The organism is Microbacterium paludicola, from assembly GCF_039529675.1.
Lineage (GTDB): Bacteria > Actinomycetota > Actinomycetes > Actinomycetales > Microbacteriaceae > Microbacterium > Microbacterium paludicola.
In genome coordinates this window covers 46,702-67,284 of record NZ_BAAANG010000031.1, presented here as the reverse complement: position 1 = coordinate 67,284, position 20,583 = coordinate 46,702, and the positions used below count along the sequence as shown (strand labels likewise).

At 73.1% G+C, this 20,583-nt stretch carries 19 protein-coding genes; 8 read left to right on the top strand and 11 right to left on the bottom strand.

What is annotated here, in order from left to right; all coding sequences use genetic code 11:
- Position 1 precedes the first annotated feature (1 nt).
- The 6 genes from ABD161_RS13005 to ABD161_RS12980 are packed head-to-tail and all read right to left on the bottom strand — an operon-like array spanning position 2 to position 6,094.
- Entirely contained in the window at positions 2-790 is a 789-nt protein-coding gene (locus ABD161_RS13005; protein ID WP_135114286.1) for an ABC transporter ATP-binding protein, read from the bottom strand.
- Positions 787-1,584, bottom strand: coding sequence for an ABC transporter ATP-binding protein (locus ABD161_RS13000; protein ID WP_135114285.1), 798 nt, complete (start codon positions 1,582-1,584; stop codon positions 787-789). Before ABD161_RS13000 ends, ABD161_RS13005 begins: the two co-directional genes overlap by 4 nt.
- A gap of 58 nt (positions 1,585-1,642) precedes the next feature.
- Entirely contained in the window at positions 1,643-2,530 is an 888-nt protein-coding gene (locus tag ABD161_RS12995) for an ABC transporter permease (protein ID WP_344003656.1), read from the bottom strand.
- Positions 2,527-3,477 (bottom strand): ABC transporter permease, encoded by a 951-nt coding sequence (locus tag ABD161_RS12990; protein WP_344003653.1) that lies wholly within the window; start codon positions 3,475-3,477, stop codon positions 2,527-2,529. The genes ABD161_RS12995 and ABD161_RS12990 overlap by 4 nt, the downstream gene beginning before the upstream one ends.
- Before the next feature lie 38 nt (positions 3,478-3,515).
- Positions 3,516-5,036: an ABC transporter substrate-binding protein gene (locus ABD161_RS12985; RefSeq protein ID WP_344003650.1), complete on the bottom strand. Its 1,521-nt coding sequence runs from the start codon at positions 5,034-5,036 to the stop codon at positions 3,516-3,518.
- A gap of 50 nt (positions 5,037-5,086) precedes the next feature.
- Positions 5,087-6,094: an alpha/beta fold hydrolase gene (locus ABD161_RS12980; RefSeq protein WP_344003647.1), complete on the bottom strand. Its 1,008-nt coding sequence runs from the start codon at positions 6,092-6,094 to the stop codon at positions 5,087-5,089.
- Positions 6,095-6,308: 214 nt separating this feature from the next.
- Here ABD161_RS12980 and ABD161_RS12975 point away from each other — a divergent pair, with 214 nt between their 5' ends.
- Genes ABD161_RS12975 through ABD161_RS12965 form a run of 3 tightly spaced genes read left to right on the top strand, consistent with a single transcriptional unit; the run spans position 6,309 to position 8,063 of the window.
- Positions 6,309-6,800, top strand: coding sequence for a carboxymuconolactone decarboxylase family protein (locus tag ABD161_RS12975; RefSeq protein WP_135114281.1), 492 nt, complete (start codon positions 6,309-6,311; stop codon positions 6,798-6,800).
- A gap of 10 nt (positions 6,801-6,810) precedes the next feature.
- Complete coding sequence (locus ABD161_RS12970; RefSeq protein WP_344003643.1) at positions 6,811-7,515, top strand: tyrosine-protein phosphatase; 705 nt, start codon at positions 6,811-6,813, stop codon at positions 7,513-7,515.
- 59 nt (positions 7,516-7,574) lie between these two features.
- Positions 7,575-8,063 carry an SIP domain-containing protein gene (locus tag ABD161_RS12965; RefSeq protein ID WP_344003640.1) on the top strand — a complete coding sequence of 163 codons (489 nt, stop codon included), beginning with the start codon at positions 7,575-7,577 and terminating at the stop codon, positions 8,061-8,063.
- Between the two features lie 22 nt (positions 8,064-8,085).
- Here ABD161_RS12965 and ABD161_RS12960 read toward each other — a convergent pair whose 3' ends face one another.
- The 5 genes from ABD161_RS12960 to ABD161_RS12940 all read right to left on the bottom strand — a co-directional run bounded on the left by ABD161_RS12960 (position 8,086) and on the right by ABD161_RS12940 (position 14,242).
- Positions 8,086-8,484 carry a Fe-S oxidoreductase gene (locus ABD161_RS12960; RefSeq protein WP_344003797.1) on the bottom strand — a complete coding sequence of 133 codons (399 nt, stop codon included), beginning with the start codon at positions 8,482-8,484 and terminating at the stop codon, positions 8,086-8,088.
- Between the two features lie 83 nt (positions 8,485-8,567).
- On the bottom strand, positions 8,568-9,392 hold the full coding sequence (locus ABD161_RS12955) for an arginase family protein (protein WP_344003637.1): 825 nt from the start codon (positions 9,390-9,392) through the stop codon (positions 8,568-8,570).
- Between the two features lie 91 nt (positions 9,393-9,483).
- Positions 9,484-10,221, bottom strand: a complete 738-nt coding sequence (locus ABD161_RS12950; protein WP_344003634.1) for a PspA/IM30 family protein — start codon at positions 10,219-10,221, stop codon at positions 9,484-9,486.
- Between the two features lie 56 nt (positions 10,222-10,277).
- Entirely contained in the window at positions 10,278-12,191 is a 1,914-nt protein-coding gene (locus tag ABD161_RS12945; RefSeq protein WP_344003630.1) for a TPM domain-containing protein, read from the bottom strand.
- Positions 12,191-14,242 carry a TPM domain-containing protein gene (locus ABD161_RS12940; RefSeq protein WP_344003627.1) on the bottom strand — a complete coding sequence of 684 codons (2,052 nt, stop codon included), beginning with the start codon at positions 14,240-14,242 and terminating at the stop codon, positions 12,191-12,193. The genes ABD161_RS12945 and ABD161_RS12940 overlap by 1 nt, the downstream gene beginning before the upstream one ends.
- A gap of 178 nt (positions 14,243-14,420) precedes the next feature.
- On the opposite strand from ABD161_RS12940, the gene ABD161_RS12935 reads away from it, so the two are divergent.
- The 5 genes from ABD161_RS12935 (at position 14,421) to ABD161_RS12915 (ending at position 20,515) form a co-directional block, all read left to right on the top strand.
- Positions 14,421-15,254: a DUF3097 domain-containing protein gene (locus ABD161_RS12935; protein WP_344003623.1), complete on the top strand. Its 834-nt coding sequence runs from the start codon at positions 14,421-14,423 to the stop codon at positions 15,252-15,254.
- A gap of 291 nt (positions 15,255-15,545) precedes the next feature.
- Positions 15,546-16,286 carry a tRNA (guanosine(46)-N7)-methyltransferase TrmB gene (gene trmB / locus ABD161_RS12930; RefSeq protein ID WP_344003618.1) on the top strand — a complete coding sequence of 247 codons (741 nt, stop codon included), beginning with the start codon at positions 15,546-15,548 and terminating at the stop codon, positions 16,284-16,286.
- Between the two features lies 1 nt (position 16,287).
- Complete coding sequence (locus tag ABD161_RS12925) at positions 16,288-17,139, top strand: CPBP family intramembrane glutamic endopeptidase (protein ID WP_344003615.1); 852 nt, start codon at positions 16,288-16,290, stop codon at positions 17,137-17,139.
- A 33-nt stretch (positions 17,140-17,172) separates the two neighbouring features.
- Positions 17,173-18,981: a gamma-glutamyltransferase family protein gene (locus ABD161_RS12920; protein WP_344003612.1), complete on the top strand. Its 1,809-nt coding sequence runs from the start codon at positions 17,173-17,175 to the stop codon at positions 18,979-18,981.
- 100 nt (positions 18,982-19,081) lie between these two features.
- Positions 19,082-20,515 (top strand): serine/threonine-protein kinase, encoded by a 1,434-nt coding sequence (locus tag ABD161_RS12915; RefSeq protein WP_344003608.1) that lies wholly within the window; start codon positions 19,082-19,084, stop codon positions 20,513-20,515.
- The last annotated feature ends 68 nt before the right edge of the window (positions 20,516-20,583 follow it).

Genomic DNA, 20,583 nt, shown 5'->3' with positions numbered 1-20,583 from the left:
CTCAGCCGATCGTGGGAATCGCGGCGAGCAGGCGGCGCGTGTAGTCGTGCTGGGGTCGCAGCAGCACATCCGAGGTCGTGCCGTGTTCGACGACGGCGCCGTCCTTCATGACGGCGACCGTGTCGCACAGGCTCTGGACCACGCCGATGTCGTGCGACACGAGCACGAGGGTGAGCCCGTCGCGCGCACGGAGCCCGGCGAGCAGCTCGAGGATCTGGGCGCGCACGGTGACGTCGAGCGCCGAGAGGGGCTCGTCGCCCACGAGCACGCGCGGGCGGTGCGCGATCGCCCGCGCGAGCGCGATGCGCTGGCGCTGCCCGCCCGAGAACTCGTGCGGGTACCGCGACGCCATCTCCGGTTCGAGGCCCACGTCGGCGAGCACCTCGCGCACCCGCGCCGCGTGGTCGCCGTCGACGCCGAGGGCCCAGAGCGGCTCGGCGACGATCCGCTCGACCGTCATCCGCGGATCCAGCGAGGCGTACGGATCCTGGAACACGATGCCGGTCTCGCGCCGCAGCCAGTGAAGCGAGCGGGCCGACGCCGCCGCGTCCACCGACCGCCCGTCGAACTCGACGGTGCCGGTGGTGGGCCGGTCGAGGCCCAGCAGCAGCCGGATGAGCGTGGACTTGCCCGATCCGGATTCGCCGATGACGCCCAGCGCCGACCCCTCGGCGACGTCGAGGTCGGTCGGGGTGAGGGCGACGTTCTCGCGGCGCGGCGAGAACAGCGTCTCGCGGGGGAGCAGGTAGCGGCGGCTCACCCCGCGCGCGCGGATCAGCGGTTCGCTCATGACGGAGCCCCTCCCGACGACGGCCGCCAGAGCGTCGCGGTCGCGTCGCGCAGCAGGCCCTGCGTCACGGGATGGGCGGGTGCCGACAGCAGCTGCGCGACCGGTCCCTCCTCGACGACGCGACCGTGTTCCAGCACGACCCCGTGCGTCGCGACCTGCGACAGCACGGCGAGGTCGTGCGTGATGAAGACCAGCGACATCCCGCTGTCGGCGACGAGCCCCAGCAGCAGCTGCAGGATCTCGGCCTGGATGGTGACGTCGAGCGCCGTCGTCGGCTCGTCCGCGATCAGCAGGCGGGGCTCGCAGGCGAGGGCCATCGCGATCGCGACGCGCTGACGCTGCCCGCCCGAGAGCTGGTGCGGGTAGCGTCGCACGATCGTCTCGGGGTCGGGAAGCCGCACCCGCCGGGCCTCCGTCACGGCGATGCGGCGCGCCTCCGCGCGGGAGACGTCGCGGTGGATCCGCACCGACTCGGCGATCTGACGGCCGACCGTCCGGATCGGGTTGAGCGCGGTCTGCGGCTCCTGGAACACGATGCCGAGCTCGTCGCCGCGGAGGGTCGCGAGCTCGCGGTCGCGCAATCCGATCAGCTCGCGCCCGTTCCACCGGATGCTTCCGTGCGCGGTCGCGCCGTCGGGGAGGAGGCCGAGGATCGCGAGCGCGGTGAGGGACTTGCCCGATCCCGACTCGCCGATCAGCCCGACGCGGGCTCCGTCCGGCACGGCGAAGGAGATCCCGTCGACGACGCGGCGGCCGCCGATCTCGATCGCGAGATCCTGCACCTCGAGCGTCACTTCGACTCGCTCCGCTCGCTCAGTACATCGCATGCAATGAGGAGCCTCCGGCACCGCATCATGCGACCACCCCCGGCGTCGTGTGGGGGATCGCGCGGGGGCCGTGCGAGGCCGCGTCGCGGCCGCGGAGGGTCGGATCCGTCGCCTCCCGCAGCGCGTCGCCGAGCAGGTTGAGGGCGAGCACGGTGAGCGTGATCGCCAGGCCCGGCCACACCACCGAGAGCGGGTGGATCTGCAGGTACTGCTGCAGCTCGGCGAGCAGCAGCCCCCAGGACGGCGACGTCACGGATGCGCCGAAGCCGAGGTAGGACAGCCCGGCCTCGGCGAGCACGGCGACCGCCATCGACCACGACAGCTGCACGATGAACACGGGCGCCACGTTGGGGAGCAAATGGGTGCGAAGGTTCTGCAGCGCGGTCAGCCCGGACGCCTGCCCCGCGAGCACGTAGTCGCTGCCGCGCACGCGCCGCAGCTCGGGGCGCGTCACGCGCGCGATGCTGACGCCGAACCCGATGCCGACCGACCACACGACGACCCAGAGCGATCCGCCCCAGACCGAGGAGATCATCATGGCGATCAGCAGGACGGGGAAGGCGATCAGGATGTCGATGAGCACGGCGACCGCCTCGCGCGTCCATCGCGGGGTCAGCGCGCCGAGCGCGGCGAGCAGGATGCCGACGGCCGTCGCGACGAGCCCGGCGCCGACCGCGACGAGGATCGTCGTGCGCGCGCCGACCATCAGCAGGCTCAGGATGTCGCGACCCGTTCCGTCGGTGCCGAGCAGGTGGGGCCAGCCGGGCATCCCCCAGCGCGCGGCGATGTCGACGCTCCTCGGATCGAAGGGCGTCCAGAACAGGGAGGCGATCGCGGTGATGCCGATGACGGCGACGGCGATCAGGCCGAACCGGCCGGTCGACAGGCGCCACAGGCGGGAGAGCGTGTTCATGCCGCCTCCCGCTGCCGGGGGTCGATCGCGTGGTGGACGAGGTCGACGACGAAGCCGATGAGCAGCACGAGGCCGGTGAGCACGAGCAGCTCGCCCTGCACCATCATCAGATCCCGGGCTCCGACGTCCGTCGCCAGCATCCGGCCGATCCCCGGCAGGTTGAACACCTGCTCGATCACGACCGCGCCGACCACGATTCCCGCCACCTGAAGCCCCAGGACCGTGACGATGGACAGGCCGACCGAGGGAAGACCGTGCCGGATGAGCGACTGGGTGCGGGTGAGCCCCTTCGCGGCTCCCGTGCGGACGAAGTCCTGCCCGATGGCCTGCAGCGTCGCGCTGCGGACGAACCGCATCAGCATCGCACCCTCGACGATGCCGATCGTCAGTGCGGGAAGGATGAGCGAGCGCAGCGCGAGGTCAGGGGTGCGCCAGCCGGATCGCGGGAACCCCTGCGCGGGAAGCCAGCCCAGCACGACCGCGAACAGCACGGCGAGCATCATCCCCGCCCACACCACCGGCACCGCGGCGAGCGCCTGCGAGGCGACGCTGAGGGCGGTGCCGTCGGCGCGGCCCCGGCGCACGGCCGAGAGCACGCCGAAGGGCACCGCAATCAGCAGCGCGACGAGCATCGACAGGATGCCGAGCGGCACCGTGACCTGGGCCTTCTGCCACAGCTGATCGGCGACCGGGGCACCCGTCAGGAGGGACGAGCCCAGGTCACCGGTCAGCACGCCGCCGATCCAGGACAGGTACTGCTCCGGAAGCGGCCGGTCGAGGCCCAGCTGCTCCCGGATGGCGGCGACCTGCGCGGCGGATCCCTGCGTCCCCGCGATGAGCTGTGCGACGTCGCCCGGAAGCACGCGGAGCACCGTGAAGATCAGCGCGCTCGCCACGAGCAGGCCCACCGCGAGGAGGACCAGCCGCGTGAGCAGGTAGCGGATCATGCGATGCGGGTCATGCGGAGCGCGTCACCGGTTCCGCGTCACTCGGTCGCCAGCGTGACGGCCGAGAGGTCGATGCGCGACGTGGTCGAGTCGACGGGGAAGCCCTCGACGCCGGGGCCCACGGCCGTGATCTCGTCCGCCACATACAGCCAGTCTGCCGCGTGGTCCTCGGACACGATGCGGGCCGCCTGCGCGATGAGCTCGGCCGATTCGGCCGGGTCGACGGCGGCGATCGCCTCGGCGTACAGCTCCTGCACCTCGGGGTTGTCGTACCCGAAGTAGTAGCCAGGGTTCGCGTAGTTGGCGAAGTCGCGGGGCTCGGCGTGCTCGACGAAGCTCAGCTGGTAGTCCTTGTTCGTGTACACGTCGTCGATCCACGTGGAGAACTCGACGGTGTTGACCTTCAGCTCCACGCCGATGTCGTGGAACGCCGAGACGAGGTAAGTCGCGATCGTTGTGCTGTAGTGGTTCGGGATCGTCAGCTCGAGCGTCAGGTCGTCCTGGCCGGCGTCGGCGAGCAGCTGGCGGGCCGCCTCGGGGTCGTAGTCGGCGACACCGGCGAGATCCTCGTAGCCGGGGTCGAGCTCGGGCACCGGGCCGTAGAGGACGGTGCCGCCGCCGAGGGCCTCCACGAGCGCGTTGTGGTCGATCGCGCGGCGCAGCGCCTCGCGCACGCGCACGTCGTCGAAGGGCGCCACGGCGTTGTTGAACGCGAGCGTGCCCTCGGAGGTGGAGCGGCCGCGCGTGACCGAGAACCCGTTCACGCCCTCGATCTCGGGCGCGAACTCGGGAAGGATCCGGTTGAAGACATCGACGCTGCCGTCGAGCACCGCGTTCAGGGCCGCGGTGGGGTCGGGGATGTACGAGACCTCGACGGCCGCGACACCGCTAGCCTCGCCCCAGTACTCGTCGAAGCGCGTCAGGGTCGCGCCCACGCCCTTGGTGAAGTCGTCGAGGCGGAAGGGCCCGGTGCCGTTGGCGGCGGTGCGAAGGTCGGTCTCGTCGCCCTCGTCGAAGACCAGACCCGCGGGCCCCGTGAGCCAGAAGAGGAGGTTCTGGTCGGGGGCATCGAGCGTCAGCACGACGGTGTGCTCGTCCGGGGCCTCGACCGAGACGACGTGCGCCAGCTCGGCGTGACCGCGCAGCGCCTCGTCCTCGCGCACGGCGTTGTAGCTGGAGACGACGTCGGAGGCGGTGAGGTCGCCGCCCCCGTGGAACTTCACACCCTGGTTCAGCGTGAACGTGTACTGCAGGCCGTCGGGGGAGACCTCGTACTCGGTCGCGAGCGACGGCACGATCTCGTTCTCGGCGGTGCGGGCGACGAGACCCTCGTAGACGTTGTCGATCAGGATCTGCTCGAGCGCGACGCCCGCCGTGTGGCGGATGTCCATGTTCTCGGGGGTCAGCGGGATGCCCAGGCGCAGGGTCGCCTGGGGCTCGGGCTCGCCCGTGGGGCCGACGGTCGTCGGGGCCGTCGTGCAGCCAGCGAGGGCCGCCGCGACGACGGCGAGGCCCGCGACCGCGAGGCGGCGGGGGCGGCGGGTGAAGAAGCTGTGCATTGTGTCCTCTCGGAGCGGGCGGCGCTCGGGTGCGCCGTGCGGATCGCCGGTCAGGCCGGATCCGCGGTGGGGTCAGCCGCGGCGGCGCCGAGGGGCGCTGCGACGGTGGTCGGGGGAAGCGAGGGGCCGGCGGCGCGCAGCGCCGACGAGATCAGTGCTGCGAGGGCGCCCGGGGCGACCTCCTGCACGTTGTGCGGGGCATCCAGCTCGACCACGGCGGCGCCCGGGAGCCGGTGCGCGAACTCGGCCGCCGCCTCGTCGTCGATGTAGCCGCGCGTGGCGCGCACGAGCGTGAGGGGCGCGGCGACCGACGCGAGGTCGTCCCACGAGCTGTCGTCGACGAGCGGGGCCGGCGAGCCCTCCGCGGGGGCCGCGAGGGCCTGCTGGGCGAGGCGTGCGAAGTGGTGCTTCCACTCGACGCGTCCATCCGCGCGCACGCGGGTGTTGTGGAAGACGCCGCGGCGGGTGTCCTCGAGCGTGCCGCCGAGCCCGAATGCCGTGGCGCGCTCGACGACCGCCTCGCGCGAGTCGAACACCGTCTCCTCGTAGAAGCGGCGCAGCTCGGCCGAGCCGCTGCCGCCCGCCGCGCCCGGCGTGATGTCGATGAGCAGCAGCGCCGCGACGAGGTCGGGGCGCTGAGCGGCGACCGCGGCCGCGGTGAGGCCGCCGAGCGAGTGACCGACGAGCACCACGGGCCCGGCCGTCCAGGCCTCGATGCCGCGGATGACGTCGGGGGCGAGGGTGCGGGGCCGGTAGTCCGCGTCGTCCCGCCAGGAGGAGTCGCCATGCCCGGGGAGGTCGACCGCCAGCACGGCCTCTCCGAGGGAGAGGGAGGTGGTGTCCCAGGTGTGGGCGTTCAGACCCGCACCGTGCAGCAGCACGATCCGCGGCCGCTGCGTGCCGAGGCGCACCGCGCTGAGCGCGCGTCCATCCGGCAGATCGAGCCGGAGGCGCTCCGCGGCGGGGACGGCCGTTCCCAGGTGGGCGGCCTGACCCGGCAGATAGGAGAACTCATCGCGCGCGTCATCCGCCATGGCGGCGGCGGGAGTCTCGGTCACGAGGGCGGCTTCCGGTCGGAGGAGGGCGACGCCGGATGCGCCGCGCGGGTCCCATTGTGCCGCCGATTCGGCGACACGGGGAAATCGCGGATCGATGTGCGCAAATGCGCGGCGGAAATCTGAGCAGATCCGCCTTTCGTTCGAAAGAAGAGCGTGCACTCTGATCCGGAGGCGCTTTCGTGCCAGGGTCCATCCTGCTCGATAGGGTGTCAGCATGGCCCAGCCGCGCGTGCATCTTTCGAAGTCGGAGCCGACCGCGTACAAGGCACTCGATGCCTTCTCGCGCGAGGTCGGCCGCATCGCCAAGGAGAACGGCGTCGACGATCGGCTGAAGGAGCTGGTGCTGCTTCACTGCTCGCAGCTGAACTCCTGCGCGTACTGCACGCGCATCCACTCCGACCGCGGCCTCGCCGCCGGCATCGGCTACGACGATCTCGCCCAGCTTCCCGTGTGGCGCGAGTCGGGGGTGTTCACCGAGCGCGAGCGCGCGGCGCTCGAGCTCGCCGAGGCCTACACGTTCATCCACCGCGGCGGCATCCCCGACGACGTGTACGACCGCGTGGGCGCCGTGCTGAGCGAGAAGGAGTACCTCGGGGTCAGCTGGCTCGCCATCTCGATCAACGCGTTCAACCGGGTCGTCATCGCGGGACGCTACCCGGTGCCGCCGCGCGAGGGCGGCGCGGCCGCTCCCGCGACGCAGGCGTGAGGGGCGGGCGATGAGTCTTGTGCCCGGCGCGGTCAACTTCCGCGACATCGGCGGTCTGCCGGCGGGCGGATCGCGCACGCGCTCGGGCGTCCTCTACCGCTCGGGCAACCTCGCCGGCGTCGACGAGGTCGGCGGAGTGGCCTTCCGGGAGCTCGGGGTGCGGCGGGTCATCGATCTGCGCTCCGACGACGAGGTCGCGCACGCGCCGAGCCGGGTGGGGGATGTGGAGACCCTCCGCGTGCCGCTGTTCCTCGGCTCCGTCACCTCGTTCTTCGTCGAGGACATCTCGCTCGCGCAGATGTACCGCGCGCTGCTCGAGCGCTCGGGCGATCGCCTCGTCACGGCCATCCGGGGCATCCTCGGGGCCGAGCCCGTCGTCATCCACTGCACGGTCGGCAAGGATCGCACCGGCATCACGGTCGCGCTCGCGCTCGCCGCGGCCGGGGTGGACGAGGACGCGGTCGTCGCCGACTACGCGCTCACCGAGCAGAACCTCCCCGCCTGGCGCGGCGACAGGATGCTCGCGCGGATCCGCGAGGCCTACCCCGACGCGAAGCACCTCGAGGAGCTCGCCACGAAGTCGCCGGCGCCGGTGATGCGCGACGTGCTCGCGCAGGTGCGGGCCGAGCACGGCTCCGCCGGCGACTACCTGCGCGCGCACGGCATGACCGACGACGAGCTCGCCCAGCTGCGCCGGACCCTCATCGAGGCGTGACTCCCGCCCTCCGAGGGTGAGGTAAGGCAACCCTCAAAAGGGCGTAGACTGGGGGCATCATGACCTCCGTCGACCAGCGCCTCCCGGGTACCCGCGGCGAGCACAGCGCCTCCGCCTGCCGGGCCTCGCGTCACACGCGCGTGCAGCACCTCGTGACGGCCGACGAGCACTCGCTCGGCGACCTCGAGCTCCTGCTGACGACGCTGCCGTTCTGCGCCACCGGCCGGATCTTCATCGAGGTCCCCGACGCCGGCTGGATCGCCGAGGTCGAGGCGCCGCCGCGCATGGTCGTCACCTGGCTCGACCGCTCCGCGCGCTCGGGAGCGCCCGGCACCGGCCGCTCGTGCGCTGCCGGCGCCGCCCTCACGCGCGCCGTTACGGCGTGGGCCGACGAGATGATGTGCGACGAGGACGACCGGACCCAGGTCGATCTGCTCGGCGGGTTCCTCGGCACGGCCGACATCGCCGATCACCTGACCGAGCGCCTCGGCGTCGCGCCCGAGCGCATCCGCACGCCTCAGCGCTTCGGGATCTTCGCCGACCGCTGAGCCCTCGCGCGGACCTTCGGGATCAGCGCGTGCGCACGTAGCCGCCGGCGCGGAGGCCCGCGGCGATCTCGAACCGGTTGCGCAGGGCGTCGCGACCCGCGAGCAGGTAGAGCAGCGGCATCAGGAAGCCATACCGACGCCACTGCGCGCGGTGGACCGCCTCGTGGGCGAGCAGCCGGTCGGTCACCGGGGCATCGCCGGTGAGGAAACAGCCGCCGACGCACACCCCGCCGCGCGGGAAGGCCCACGCCGGAAGACCGCGGAACACCCACAGGCCGGCGCGGCGCTCGACGGGCCCCGTGCTCCACAGCGTGCCCCAGATCCAGCCGATCGCCGTGCCCCACCAGTAGCCGACGAGGCTGAGCGGCGAGTCGAGCAGGAAGCCGGGGATGAACCGGTCGATCCGGTCGCCCGTGCGCAGCGCGCGTTCCGCGCGGGTCCGGATGCCCTCCGGCAGTGCCGCCAGCTCGGCATGTGGGTGCCGTGCGGCGAGATCCACGCGCATCACGCGAGCGCCCCGATGATGCGCAGGATGGCGCCCATGTCCTCGACGGCCGCCGCCGGCGTCTGCGGCGTGAAGCCGGCGACGGTGGCGCCGGCGAGCGGCAGGTGTGCGCGCACCGCGCCGATCGCCGCGACGAGAGCGGCCGGGGTCACCCCGAACGGCTCGGGGGACGAGACGCCGGCGATGTCGGCGGGGTCGAGCACATCCAGATCGACGTGGATGTAGACCCGGCTCGCGCCGGTCGCCGCGACCGCGGCGACGAGCGCCTTGGGGTCGGTGAGATCCGACGGGGCGAGCGTCGTGATCGCGGAGTCGGCGAGCAGCTCGTCCTCCTCAGGATCGAGCATGCGCACCCCCGCCAGCACCACGCCGCCGGGCGCCACGGCGCCATCCGGAAGCGTGAGCCCTGCCGGACCCTGGCCGATCACGGCGCGCAGCGCCATGCCGGCGTAGGCGCCGCTCGGGGATGTGTCCGGCGTGTGGAGGTCGGCGTGCGCGTCGAACCACACCACCGCGAGCGGCCCGTCGTCCCGCGCGGCCGCGTGGCCGATCGCGGCGACCGAGACCGAGCAGTCGCCGCCCACCACGATCGCGGGGGCGGGGACGTCGTCCAGCGCGGCGGTCAGCGCCTCGCGGGTGCGGATGAGCGCGCTCGCCCGCAGCACGCCGGTGCCGAGCGGCTCACCGGCCTCGAGGGGCACCTCGACGAACGTGCAGGCCGACCGCGGCAGGTCGCCCGCGATCGCGTCCGTGCCGTCGATGTGCGCCATCGCGCGCGAGGACGGCGACCCCTGCCACTGCGGCACAACGACGAAGCGAGCCATCACCCCATCCTGCCGTGGATCGGTCGGAAAGGTGGCGGGAAACGGCAGAGGCCGCACCCCGAGCGGGCGCGGCCTCTGCGGCGGGACGGGATTACTGGCCGAGCTGGCCCTGCGGCTGGCCGCCCGACTTGAGCTGGGCAAGGCGCGCCTCCACCTCGGTGAGCTCGCCGAGGTCCTCGAGGCTCTCGAACTGGGCGTCGAGGCTCGACGCGGCGAGCTCCTGCTGGCCGGCGGCACGTGCCTCGACGCGGCGCACCTTCTCCTCGAAGCGGCCGAGCTCGCTTGTCGGGTCGAGCACGTCGATCGACTTGACCGCGTCGACGACGCGGGTCTGGGCCTCGGCGGTCTTCTGGCGGGCCAGCAGCTCGCTGCGCTTGCCGCGCAGCTGCTCGAGCTTGACCTTCATGCCGTTGAGGCCGGTCTTGAGCTTCTCGACGACCTCGTTCTGGGCCTCGAGCTGCGGCGCGGTGGCCTTGACCTCGTTCTCGGCCGAGATCTGACGCTGCAGCGCCACCTTGGCGAGGGCGTCGAACTTGTCGGCGTCGACGGTGTCGCCCGACGCGCGCAGCTCGTCGGCCTTGCGGCTGGCGGCGATGGCCTTGTTGCCCCACTCGACCGCTGCCTGCTTGTCCTCGGCGTGGTCGCGCTCGAGCAGACGCAGGTTGCCGATGGTCTCGGCGATCGCGGCCTCGGCGTCGGCGATGTTGTTGGTGTAGTCGCGCACGAGCTGGTCGAGCATCTTCTCCGGGTCCTCGGCCTGGTCGAGGATGGCGTTGATGTTCGCCTTCATGAGCGTCGAGATGCGCCCGAAGATTGACTGCTTTGCCATGATGTGCCTTTCGTCTGGCGTGGGTGGTTCGTTGGATCGAGGGCTCGATGGTGAGTCTAGAAGCGCCGGCCGCCGGAGCGCCCGGACGATCTGCTGCTCGACGAGGATCGGGAGGATCCTCCGCTGAAGGAGGAGCGGGACGACGACCGCGACGACCAGGAGGAGCGGGACGACGATCCGCCCCATCCGGACGACGACCCGCCGCCGCCATCGCCGTCGCCGCCGAACGCGCCCGAGAGCGCGCCGACGACGGCGCCGCCGAGGATGAACAGCACGACGAGGCCGGCGCCCGACCCGTCCTCGTCGCCCAGGACGCCGAGCCCCGCGAAGAACCCGGCCGCGCCGCCGCTGAGCGCGCCGATTCCGGCCTTCATCGCGGTGCCCGACTCGTCGGGATCCGTCGCGTACGACCGGATGGACGGACGCGGACGAGACGGAGTGCGGGAGGCCGCGAAGGCCCGCGCCTCACCGGCGAGCCGCTGCACCTTCTGCGCGAGGGCAAGGGCTGAGCGCGCGTGGTTCGCCTGCGCCGCGGAGTCTCGCGCGGCCTTCCAGCCGAGGGCGAGCTCCTCCCGCGCAGAGCGGAGCGTCGACAGCCCCTCGACCGTCAGCTGACCGGGACGTGCCGCGACGGACGCCTCGGCCGCGCGGACCGCGGCATCCGCCCGGTCGATGTCGCGGGTGCTCGGCGCCGGGGCAGGGGAGCCGATGGCCGGCGCGCCGGATCCGACCGCGGGCGCGTCGACCGCGACCGACGCGGCGAACGCGGTGACGGCCGCGTGGAGCTCCGCCACCTCGGCGAGGTCGCGCTCGACCTCGTGCACGGCGGTGGAGATGGCGGTCGCCTTCCGCGAGGCCGCGGCTTCATGAAGCCGGGCGAGCCACTGGTCGGCGTGCTCCAGCTGATCGCGCATCTGCTGGGGGTCGTCCGCGATGGCCGTCAGCCGCTCGCTAGGCACCAGCGTGCCCAGGCCGGCGAGCTTCGCCTCCGCCGCGGCCACAAGGGAGTTCGCGTCCGTGCGGGCCTTCGTGAGGCGCTCGAGCGTCGTCGCGGCATCCTTCGCGAGCCCCCGCAGCTCTGCGAGCTTGCGCGTGCGCTCCTTCAGCGAGCGGTCGACCTGACCGCACAGGGCGAGGATCTCGTCGGTCCAGGAGCGTGTGTCGGCGTCCGAGTCCTCGGTCGCATCCTCCAGCTGCCGTTGCAGCTCGAACGCGCGGTCGAGCTTGGTGCGCCCCTCGGCCAGCACGGCGGAGAACTCCGCGGTCGCCTCCTCGCCGAACTCGGCGGTGACGAAGCCGAGCTCCTGCTCGCTCGTGCGCAGGGCCTCATCCGTGCGCACGAGGGTGATCGACGCGCGCTTCTTCTGACCCTCGAGCGTGCGCAGCTCGAGGGCGCGGGCGGCCTTGCGGCGGCCGAGCAGCACAAACTGCACGATGAGGAAGACCACGAGCGCGAGCCCCGCGAGCCCGAGAGCCCACACCCACCACGGCAGGGGCACCTCGTCGAACTCGGCCGCGGCGTAGTCGACGCCGCCCGCCCAGTCCTCGTCGGCGAAGTAGCCGGAGCCCACGCCGTCCTCGATCTCGAGCACGCGCTCCTCGGACAGCGGCCCGCCGCCGTCCTCCTCGTACTCGGCCGAGATCGCGACGGCGCGGCCCTCCGTCGCGACCGCGAGCAGGTACTGATCCGGGGCGAGATTGTTGAGCTGCGCGGTGCGATCGGCCCACTGCAGCGCGTTCGACGGGTCCTCGAAGTCGTCGACGAAGACGACGTACAGCTCCGGCCGGTCGTCCTTCTCGGCGAGGGCGGCGAGGCGATCCTCGAGCCGGCGCTCCTCCGTGGCGGTCAGGACGCCCGCGCGGTCGGTGACGTGGTCGGACTCGAGCTCTTCGGGCTCGGCGCCCGCAGCGGCGAGCGGCGCGAGCGTGAGGGCGCCCGCGAGCACCGCCGCACAGGTCGCCCGTCGCATCAGAAGCGCCCGCCGCCCCGGCGACCGCTGCGACCGCCGCCGAACCCGCCGCCCATGCCGCCGCCGCGGGAGGAGCGTCCGCGCCCGCCGCCGAGCATGCCGCCGAGGCTTCCGCCGAGTCCGCCCCCGAGCCCGCCGCCCCAGCCGCTGGATCCGGAGCGCGACGAGCCACCGCCCATGCCACCGCTGATCAGACCGCCGATGAGGCCGCCGACGAGCCCGTCGACCATTCCGCCGCCGCTGCGTCCGCCACCGAGCATCCCGCCGCCGAGCATCCCTCCGCCCATGCCGCCGCCGAGTCCGCCGCCCCAGTCGGCCGACTGCACGTCGGCCTGCGCGAGGCGGCTCGCCTCGGACGCGAGCTGCAGGGCGCGCTGCGCCCGCTGCAGGGCCTGCGCAGGATCCCCCGTCTGCAGCGCCTCCGCGCGGGCGAGCTCGGCGCCGGCCTCCGCGAGCCGCGTGCGGGCCTCGGCGCCGACCGCGCCTCGCCGGGAGGCGATGAACTCCTCGGCCCCGGTGACCTGGCTGCGCGCCTGCAGCAGGGTCTGCCCCAGCATCTGCTGCGCGCGCTGCGCGTTGCCCACGACGCCGTCGATCTGCTCGTTCGCCTGCTGCAGGGCGGCGAGCAGGCCCTGCGGGCTGCGCGACGACCCCGAGAGGTTCTCCGAGGCGCGCGCGACGGCCTGCTCGGTCGCGGCGATCGCGGCGGCGACGTCCCCGGTCGCCGGCAGCGTCCTCGCCCGCGCGAGGTCCTGCTGCAGGTCGGCGACGAGCGCCGCCGCCTGCTGCTCGGCGGCCCCGAGCGTCGCGCCGAGGTCGGCCAGTGCCTTCTCGAGCGCCGCGGACTGCGCGATCGCCTGCTCGGCCGCGCGGATCGCGACCGCCGCCTCACCGCCGTCCCCGGCACCCACGAGCTGCTCGGCCTGGGCGATCTGCTCGTCCGCGAAGGCGAGCCGCGCCTCGATCTGCGCGGGGTTGTCGGCGACGGTCGCCAGGGCGTCGGGCGCGTAGCGGCCCTGCAGGTCGGCGAGCGCGGTCGCCGCGCGCGCCGCCGTGCCGTCGGCCGCCGCCCGTCGGCGCTGCGCCTCGCCCAGGGCGGCCGGAGCGTCCTGCTCGATGCGGCGCAGCTCGGTGAACGCCGCCTGCTTCTGATCCAGCGTCGTCGCCGCCGCCTCGCAGAGCCGGATGATCTCGGCGTTCCACGCGCGCACATCCTGCTCGGAGTCCTTCTCGTGGTCATCGAGGCGCTGCTTGAGCTCGAACGCCTGCGCGAGGTTCGTCTTCGCGTCCTGCAGCGCCTTCTCGAACTCGCCCGTCGCCTCGGTCCCGAACTGCGCGACGGCGAAGCCGAGCTCCTGCTCGCTCGCGCGCACCGCGTCGTCCGTGGCGACCAGCGCCGACGCCGCGCGTCGCGCGATCTCCTCGGTCGTCAGCTCGGGAGCGATCACGGGCCCGCTGCCCGGCGCGGCGGTCTCGCCCTTGCGGCGCCGGGTCAGCGCCCAGGCGGTGCCGCCGATGGCCGCGACTCCGACCGCGCCGCCGATGACCCAGGGGAGTGCCGAGCCGCCTGCTCCGCCGTCACTGAAACCTTCCGCCGCGGCGTCCACTGCCGCCGCCCAGTCGTCGGTGCCGATCGCCTCCCCGACGCTCGTCTCGATCTGGCCGAGGCGGGCATCCGAGACGGGGCCGCCCTCCGGTGCCGAGATGAACAGCGCGCGCCCCTCGGTCGAGATGGCAAGGAGGTACTGGTCCTCGCCGAGCTGATTGAGGACCGCGGTGTCGTTCGCCCACGCCACCCGGTCGGTGGGGTTCTCGAAGGTGTCGACGTACACGACCCACAGGTCGAGTCCCGTGTCGGCCGAGAGCTGCTCGAGCCGCTGCTGTGCCGCGGCCTCCTCGGCGTCGCTGAGGACGTCGGATCCGTCGAACACGTAGCCCGAGCCGAGCTCCACGGGCTCCTCGGCGGAGGCGGGCAGCGCTCCGAGCATCGACGCCGACACGAGCCCCAGCACGGCGAACCCGCGCAACGCCATCGTTCCCCGCGCTCGCATCGCGCAACCCCCTCCAGGCCGAGCCTCGGGATCGGATCGGCCGTCGGTCACGATCCTATGCACCTGGCGGCATGTGCAGAAGGGGAGTTCGGCGCGGCGCTGTTCGCGCTGCGCGGAAGCGAGGCGGCGCGCCCCGTCGCTCAGGGCGTGGCGCCGCCGGCTCCGTAGGCTGGGACGGATGGACGACCGATACGGAACCGACGTGCTGGCGAAGGGCTGGCAGACCCGGGGCGCGAAGCAGGTGCCGAAGGTCCCGGCGGAGATCGACCTCGTCGTCGAGGTCGCGGTCGACGGCTTCTGCGGCGCGATCACCCGGCGCGAGGCCGGCACCGTCGAGCTCGAGGACTTCAAGGGGCGTCGCCGCATCTTCCCGATGGGGCGCGGCTTCCTCATCGACGGCGAGCCGGTCGAGCTCGTCGTGCCGCAGGCGCAGCCGCAGGGCCGCCGACGCACGGCATCCGGATCCTTCGTCGTCGATGACCAGCGGGCGCGCGTCGCGCTGCCGCACCGCATCCTCGTCGAGGGAAAGCACGACGCCGAGCTCGTCGAGAAGGTGTGGGGCGCGGACCTGCGGGTCGAGGGCGTCGCGGTCGAGTTCCTCGAGGGCGTCGACAAGCTCCCCGAGCTGCTGCGCGACGAGCCGCCCGGACCGGGCCGCCGCTACGGCGTTCTCGTCGATCACCTCGTGCCCGGGTCGAAGGAGCAGCGGATCGCCCGCGCGCTCGAGCAGGGACCGCACGGCGCGCACATGCGGATCGTCGGGCATCCGTTCATCGACGTCTGGCAGTGCGTCAAGCCGGCCTCGGTCGGCATCAGGGCCTGGCCGGAGGTGCCGAAGGGCGAGGACTGGAAGAAGGGCGTCTGCCGCCGCCTCGGCTGGCCGCACGCCGAGCAGGCCGACACCGCCCGCGCGTGGCAGCACATCCTGTCGAAGGTCACGACCTTCCGCGACATCGAGCCGACGCTGCTCGGCCGCGTCGAGGAGCTGATCGACTTCGTCACGACGCCCTGACGGCACCCAGTCGTCGGATCGGCCGCTCGGTCGTCGGATCCACGGGGCGGGTGGGGCACGCGAGGCTCACGAATGACATCGCGCCCCGGCGCACCCGGCGACTGGGCGGCGCCACCGACCACCGGGCTCGGGGTCGGTGCCGGCGTCAGGGGGAGCGGGACGGATGCGCGCGTGTCGGGCGCACGAGAGGACATCCGCCCCGCGTCCCCTGAACGCGGGACAGGATGAGCGCAGCGCGACCCGGCAGCGCCCCGGCGGGCGTGCCGGAGCCGCGCCGCCTACGCTTGAGGGATGCCCGAAGACCTTCCCGAGCCCGCGCCGACGTTCCGCACGAAGCCCGTGTCGTTCGTGCGGCGCAGCGGCCGGATGTCGGAGGCCCAGGAGCGCGCGTGGAGCGAGCTCGCCCCCTTCTACCTCTTCGACGTGCCGCGGGATGTCGCCTCGACGTCCGTGCACGCGGACGCGCGCCTCGTTCCCGCCGACGTGTACCGCCGCGAGGCCCCTCTGACGGTGGAGATCGGATCCGGCCAGGGACACGCGATCGTCGCGGCCGCGACGGCGCATCCCGAGCGGGACTTCCTCGCCGTCGAGGTGTTCCGGGCGGGCCTCGCGCGCACGATGCTCGACGCCGACCGCGCCGGGGCGAGGAACCTGCGCCTCGTGGAGGCGAACGCGCCCGAGGTGCTCGAGACCCTGCTGCCCGAGGCGTCCGCGGACGAGGTCTGGGTGTTCTTCCCCGACCCGTGGCACAAGAGCCGCCACAACAAGCGCCGCCTGGTCAAGGAGGGGTTCGGCGCGATCGCGGGCCGGGCCCTGCGTGACGGCGGCGTGCTGCGCCTCGCGACCGACTGGGAGGACTACGCGCTGCAGATGTGCGAGGTGCTCGACGCCGAGCCCGAATTCGAGCGCGCCTTCGACGGCGACTGGGCGCCGCGTTTCGACGGCCGCGTCATGACCGCGTTCGAGCGCAAGGGCCTGAACAAGGGGCGCGAGATCCGCGACCTCGCCTACCGCCGCGTGGCCCGGGCCTGACATGGCCCGCACGCACGGCACCCACGCGACGCGCGTCGATCCGCTCGTCCTCGCCGGCGCGCTGCTCGTGTGCCTGTCGGCGCCGGCGTTCTACGTCCTGCGGATCTGGTGGCTCGGGGCCATCCTCCTTGTCGCCGGACTCGCGGTGGCGGTCGTCGCGGATCGCCGGGATCCGGACGGCATCCGTCGCGAGGTCGGCCTCACGCGCGACCTGTCGCTCATCGCTGCGGGGCTGCTGATCGTCAGCTCCATGTCGCTCGAGGCGAAGCTCGACAACCTCTCGATCCTGCGCTTCGGTCTGGTGCTCGGCGGGGCCGTCGCGGTGCCGTATGTGATCTCGCGTTTCGTCTACCGGGATCACGCGATCCGGTTCCCGTGGCGCGGCGGCGGGCGCTGGGGGCGGCTTCAGTGGGGCTGGCTCGTGGCGGTGCTCGCGCTCGGGTGGCTCATCCTGCCGTTCTATTTCATCTCCAGCGGCGTCTACCTGAACTGGCCGGTCGTCGACACCCCGGATCTCATCGCCCGGCTGTTCGTCGGCGTCGGCGCCGTCGGCATCTGGGACGAGCTGTTCTTCATCTGCACGGTGTTCGCGCTGCTGCGGCGGCACCTTCCCGACGTGGCGGCCAATCCGCTGCAGGCGATCGTGTTCGTCTCGTTCCTGTGGGAGCTCGGCTATCGCGAGTGGGGGCCCCTGCTCACGATCCCGTTCGCGCTGCTGCAGGGACTGATCTTCCTGCGCACGCGATCGCTCGCGTACGTGGTGACCGTGCACCTGCTGTTCGACGCGGTCGTGTTCGCCGTGCTCGTCCACGGACACAATCCCGGCCTGCTCGACGGCCTGTTCCTGGTCTGATCCGGGGCGACGCGTCCCTGGTTGACTGAGGGGATGAGCTTCCCGCCGCCGCCCACGCACCTCACCCGCCCCGATCTGTCCGGTCGCTTCGGCATGGTGGCCTCGACGCACTGGCTGGCGAGCTCGAGCGCCCAGGCGGTGCTCGAGCGGGGCGGCAACGCGTTCGACGCGGCAACGGCGGCGGCGTTCGTGCTGCACGTGGTCGAGCCGCACCTGAACGGGCCGGGCGGCGACATGACGGCGGTCTTCGCCACCGCCGACGACCCGACCCCCGTGGTGCTGATGGGCCAGGGACCGGCACCCGCGGCGGCGACGATCGCGCACGTCCGTGCCGAGGGTCTCGACCTCGTGCCCGGCGCCGGGGCGCTCGCCGCGGCCGTGCCCGGAGCGGTGGACGCCTGGCTCCTGCTGCTGCGCGACCACGGCACCTGGGCCCTCGGCGACGTCCTCGAGTACGCGATCGACTATGCCCTCGGCGGGCATCCCGTCCTGCGGAACGTCTGCACGACGATCGGCCAGGTCGAGCAGCTGTTCCGCGAGCACTGGACGACGTCGGCGGATCGCTGGATGCCGGAGGGCCGGATCCCGCAGCCGGGCGAGATCGTCTTCTCGCGCACTTACGGCGGGCTGCTGCGCGAGCTTGCATCGGCCGCGGCGGGTCTCGCCCGCGAGGCGGGGATCGATGCCGCGCGGGCGCTGTGGCGCGAGCGCGTGGGCCGCGCGGCCGAGGACTTCGCGCGCACCCCGCACCGGCACTCCGACGGCGCGGACCACGCCGGCGTGATCACGGCACAGGATGTCGCCGCGTTCGAGGCGTCGTGTGAGCCGGCGGTCTCGATCGAGTTCCGCGGCCACACGATCGCGAAGACCGGGCCGTGGGGACAGGGGCCGGTGCTGCTGCAGGCTCTGCAGATCCTCGACGGCTTCGACGACGCCCGGCTCGACCCGTCCACCGAGATCGGCGCGCACACGATCCTCGAGGCGTTGAAGCTCGCGCTCGCGGATCGCGACGCCTGGTACGGCGAGGACGTCGACCCGGAGCTGCTCGCCCATCTGCTCTCGGAGGAGTACGCGGCGGAGCGCCGGGCGCTGATCGGCGACGCCGCCTCCCATGAGGTGCGTCCGGGGACGGTGCCGGGTCGGCCGGAACCGCACCTTCCTCTGCTGCGCGAGACCTACGAGCCGGGAGTGGGCGGGGTGGGGGAGCCGACGCTGAAGGTCGACGCACTCGAGACCGATGCGCGGGGCGTCACGCGCGGCGACACCTGCCATCTGGACGTCGTCGATCGCTGGGGCAACATCGTCTCGGCGACGCCGTCTGGCGGCTGGCTGCAGTCATCGCCCGAGATCCCGGAGCTCGGCTTCTGCCTCGGCACACGGCTGCAGATGTCCTGGCTCGACGAGCGGTCGCCGTCGCGCCTGCGGCCGGGGAGACGCCCGCGCACGACTCTGACGCCGACGCTCGTACTGCGCGACGGCGCGCCGGTCATCGCACTCGGATCGCCGGGCGGGGACCAGCAGGATCAGTGGCAGCTGCTGATGCTGCTGCGGGTGCTCGTCGGCGGGTACACGCCGCAGCAGGCGATCGATGCGCCCGCGCTGCACACGACGTCGATGCACGGCTCGTTCTGGCCGCGCACCTGGACCCCGGGCGGCGCGGTGGTGGAGGACCGACTCGGCGCCGAGGTGATCGCGGGGCTCGAGTCTCGTGGCCACGTCGTCACGCGCGCGGGCGACTGGGCGCTCGGGCGCCTGTCCGCCGTGACGCGCGATCCGGCATCGGGCCTGCTCGGCGCCGCCGCGAACCCGCGCGGCGCGCAGGGCTACGCCGTCGGCCGCTGATCCCTCGGGACCGTCGCGCAGCCCCGGATCGCGCATGCACGACCAGTCCCGAGGTGTCAAGCCTTTCGGGCGAAATCGCGGGGCACGGCATCCTTGAGACATGACATCAGCGAACATCTGCGAGGCGGGGTCGGGGGCGATCCCCGCCATGGATGTGCCCGCTGGTCATGGCGCAGGTGGTGATCTTCTGGGGGGTCGCTACAGGCTCGAGGAGCTCGTCGGACAAGGCGGAATGGGACGGGTCTACCGCGCCTCCGACGAGTTCCTCGGCCGCACCGTCGCGATCAAGCTGTTCCCCGCCGCGGCGACGGATCAGGTGGATCGCGCGCGGCGCGACTCGGAGACGCGACTTCTCGCCTCGCTCAGCCACCCCTCTCTCGTGACGCTCTACGACGCCGACACGCTCCCCGACGGATCCGGCTACCTCGTGCTCGAGTACGTCGACGGCGGCACGCTCGCCGACACGATCGCCCGAGGGCCCATGGCGCCGCACCACGTGGCTCACATCGCAGTCGACCTCGCCGAGGGGCTCGACGCCGTCCACGCCGCCGGCGTCATCCACCGCGACATCAAGCCGCCGAACGTGCTGCTCCGCTCGGCGCACGGACGTCCCTTCCAGGCGATGCTCGCCGACTTCGGCATCGCCTACCTGGTCGACGCCGCGCGCATGACGACCCCCGGCATGGCCGTGGGCACCGCCGCGTATTTCTCGCCCGAGCAGGCGCGCGGCGCGCAGCCGTCGCCCGCCTCCGACATCTACGCGCTGGGACTCGTGCTGATCGAGGCCCTCACGGGCCGCCGTGCCTTCCCGCAGACCACACCGATCGAGGCGGCGATCGCGCGCCTTCACACGCCGCCCGAGGTGCCCGCCGGGTTCGGGTACGGCTGGCGTTCGCTGCTGACGGCGATGACCGCGACGGATCCGGCCGAGCGCCCGACGGCCCTGGAGGTCGCCGAGCGGGCTGGCGCGCTGACCCCCGCGGATGCCGCGGTGGTCGAGGCGGACGCGACCGCCCAGGCCGCGGTGCCGGTCGCCGCAGCGCCCACCGCCGCAGCGCCCGTCGCCGAGCCCGTGCCCACCGCGGTCGCGCAGGTCGAGGATGTGCCGACGCGCCCCGTGCCCATCGAGGCCGCGGCCTTCCGGACACGAGACCGCCGCCGGCGCCACGCGCGCCGCACGATGCTCGGACGCCTCGCCCTCGCGGGCGCCGGCGTGGCAGTGATCGGCCTCGGACACTGGGGTGTCACCGCGATGCTCGAGCCCTCCACGACGCACGTGCGCCAGCTGGAGACACCCGACCGGACGGCGGACGCCGACGTCACGGCCGAGACGGCCGTCGAAGGCCCGGCGCCGCAGCCGGCCGACAAGAAGCAGCCCGTCGCCCCGCAGGGCGCGGCACAGGACCAAGGCCCGAACGGATCGTCGCAGGGAAACGTCCCCGCGCACGCCGGATCGGGCGACAAGACCCATGGGAATGGGAACGGGAATGGGAGATCCGGCGTGGGGACGCCGGGCAACGGCGACGGCGGCTGAGCGCCTGCCCCACCTTGGGACGGGAGAAGGGCATCGGGCCTCGGACCGCTGAAACCGAGAAGGGCCGC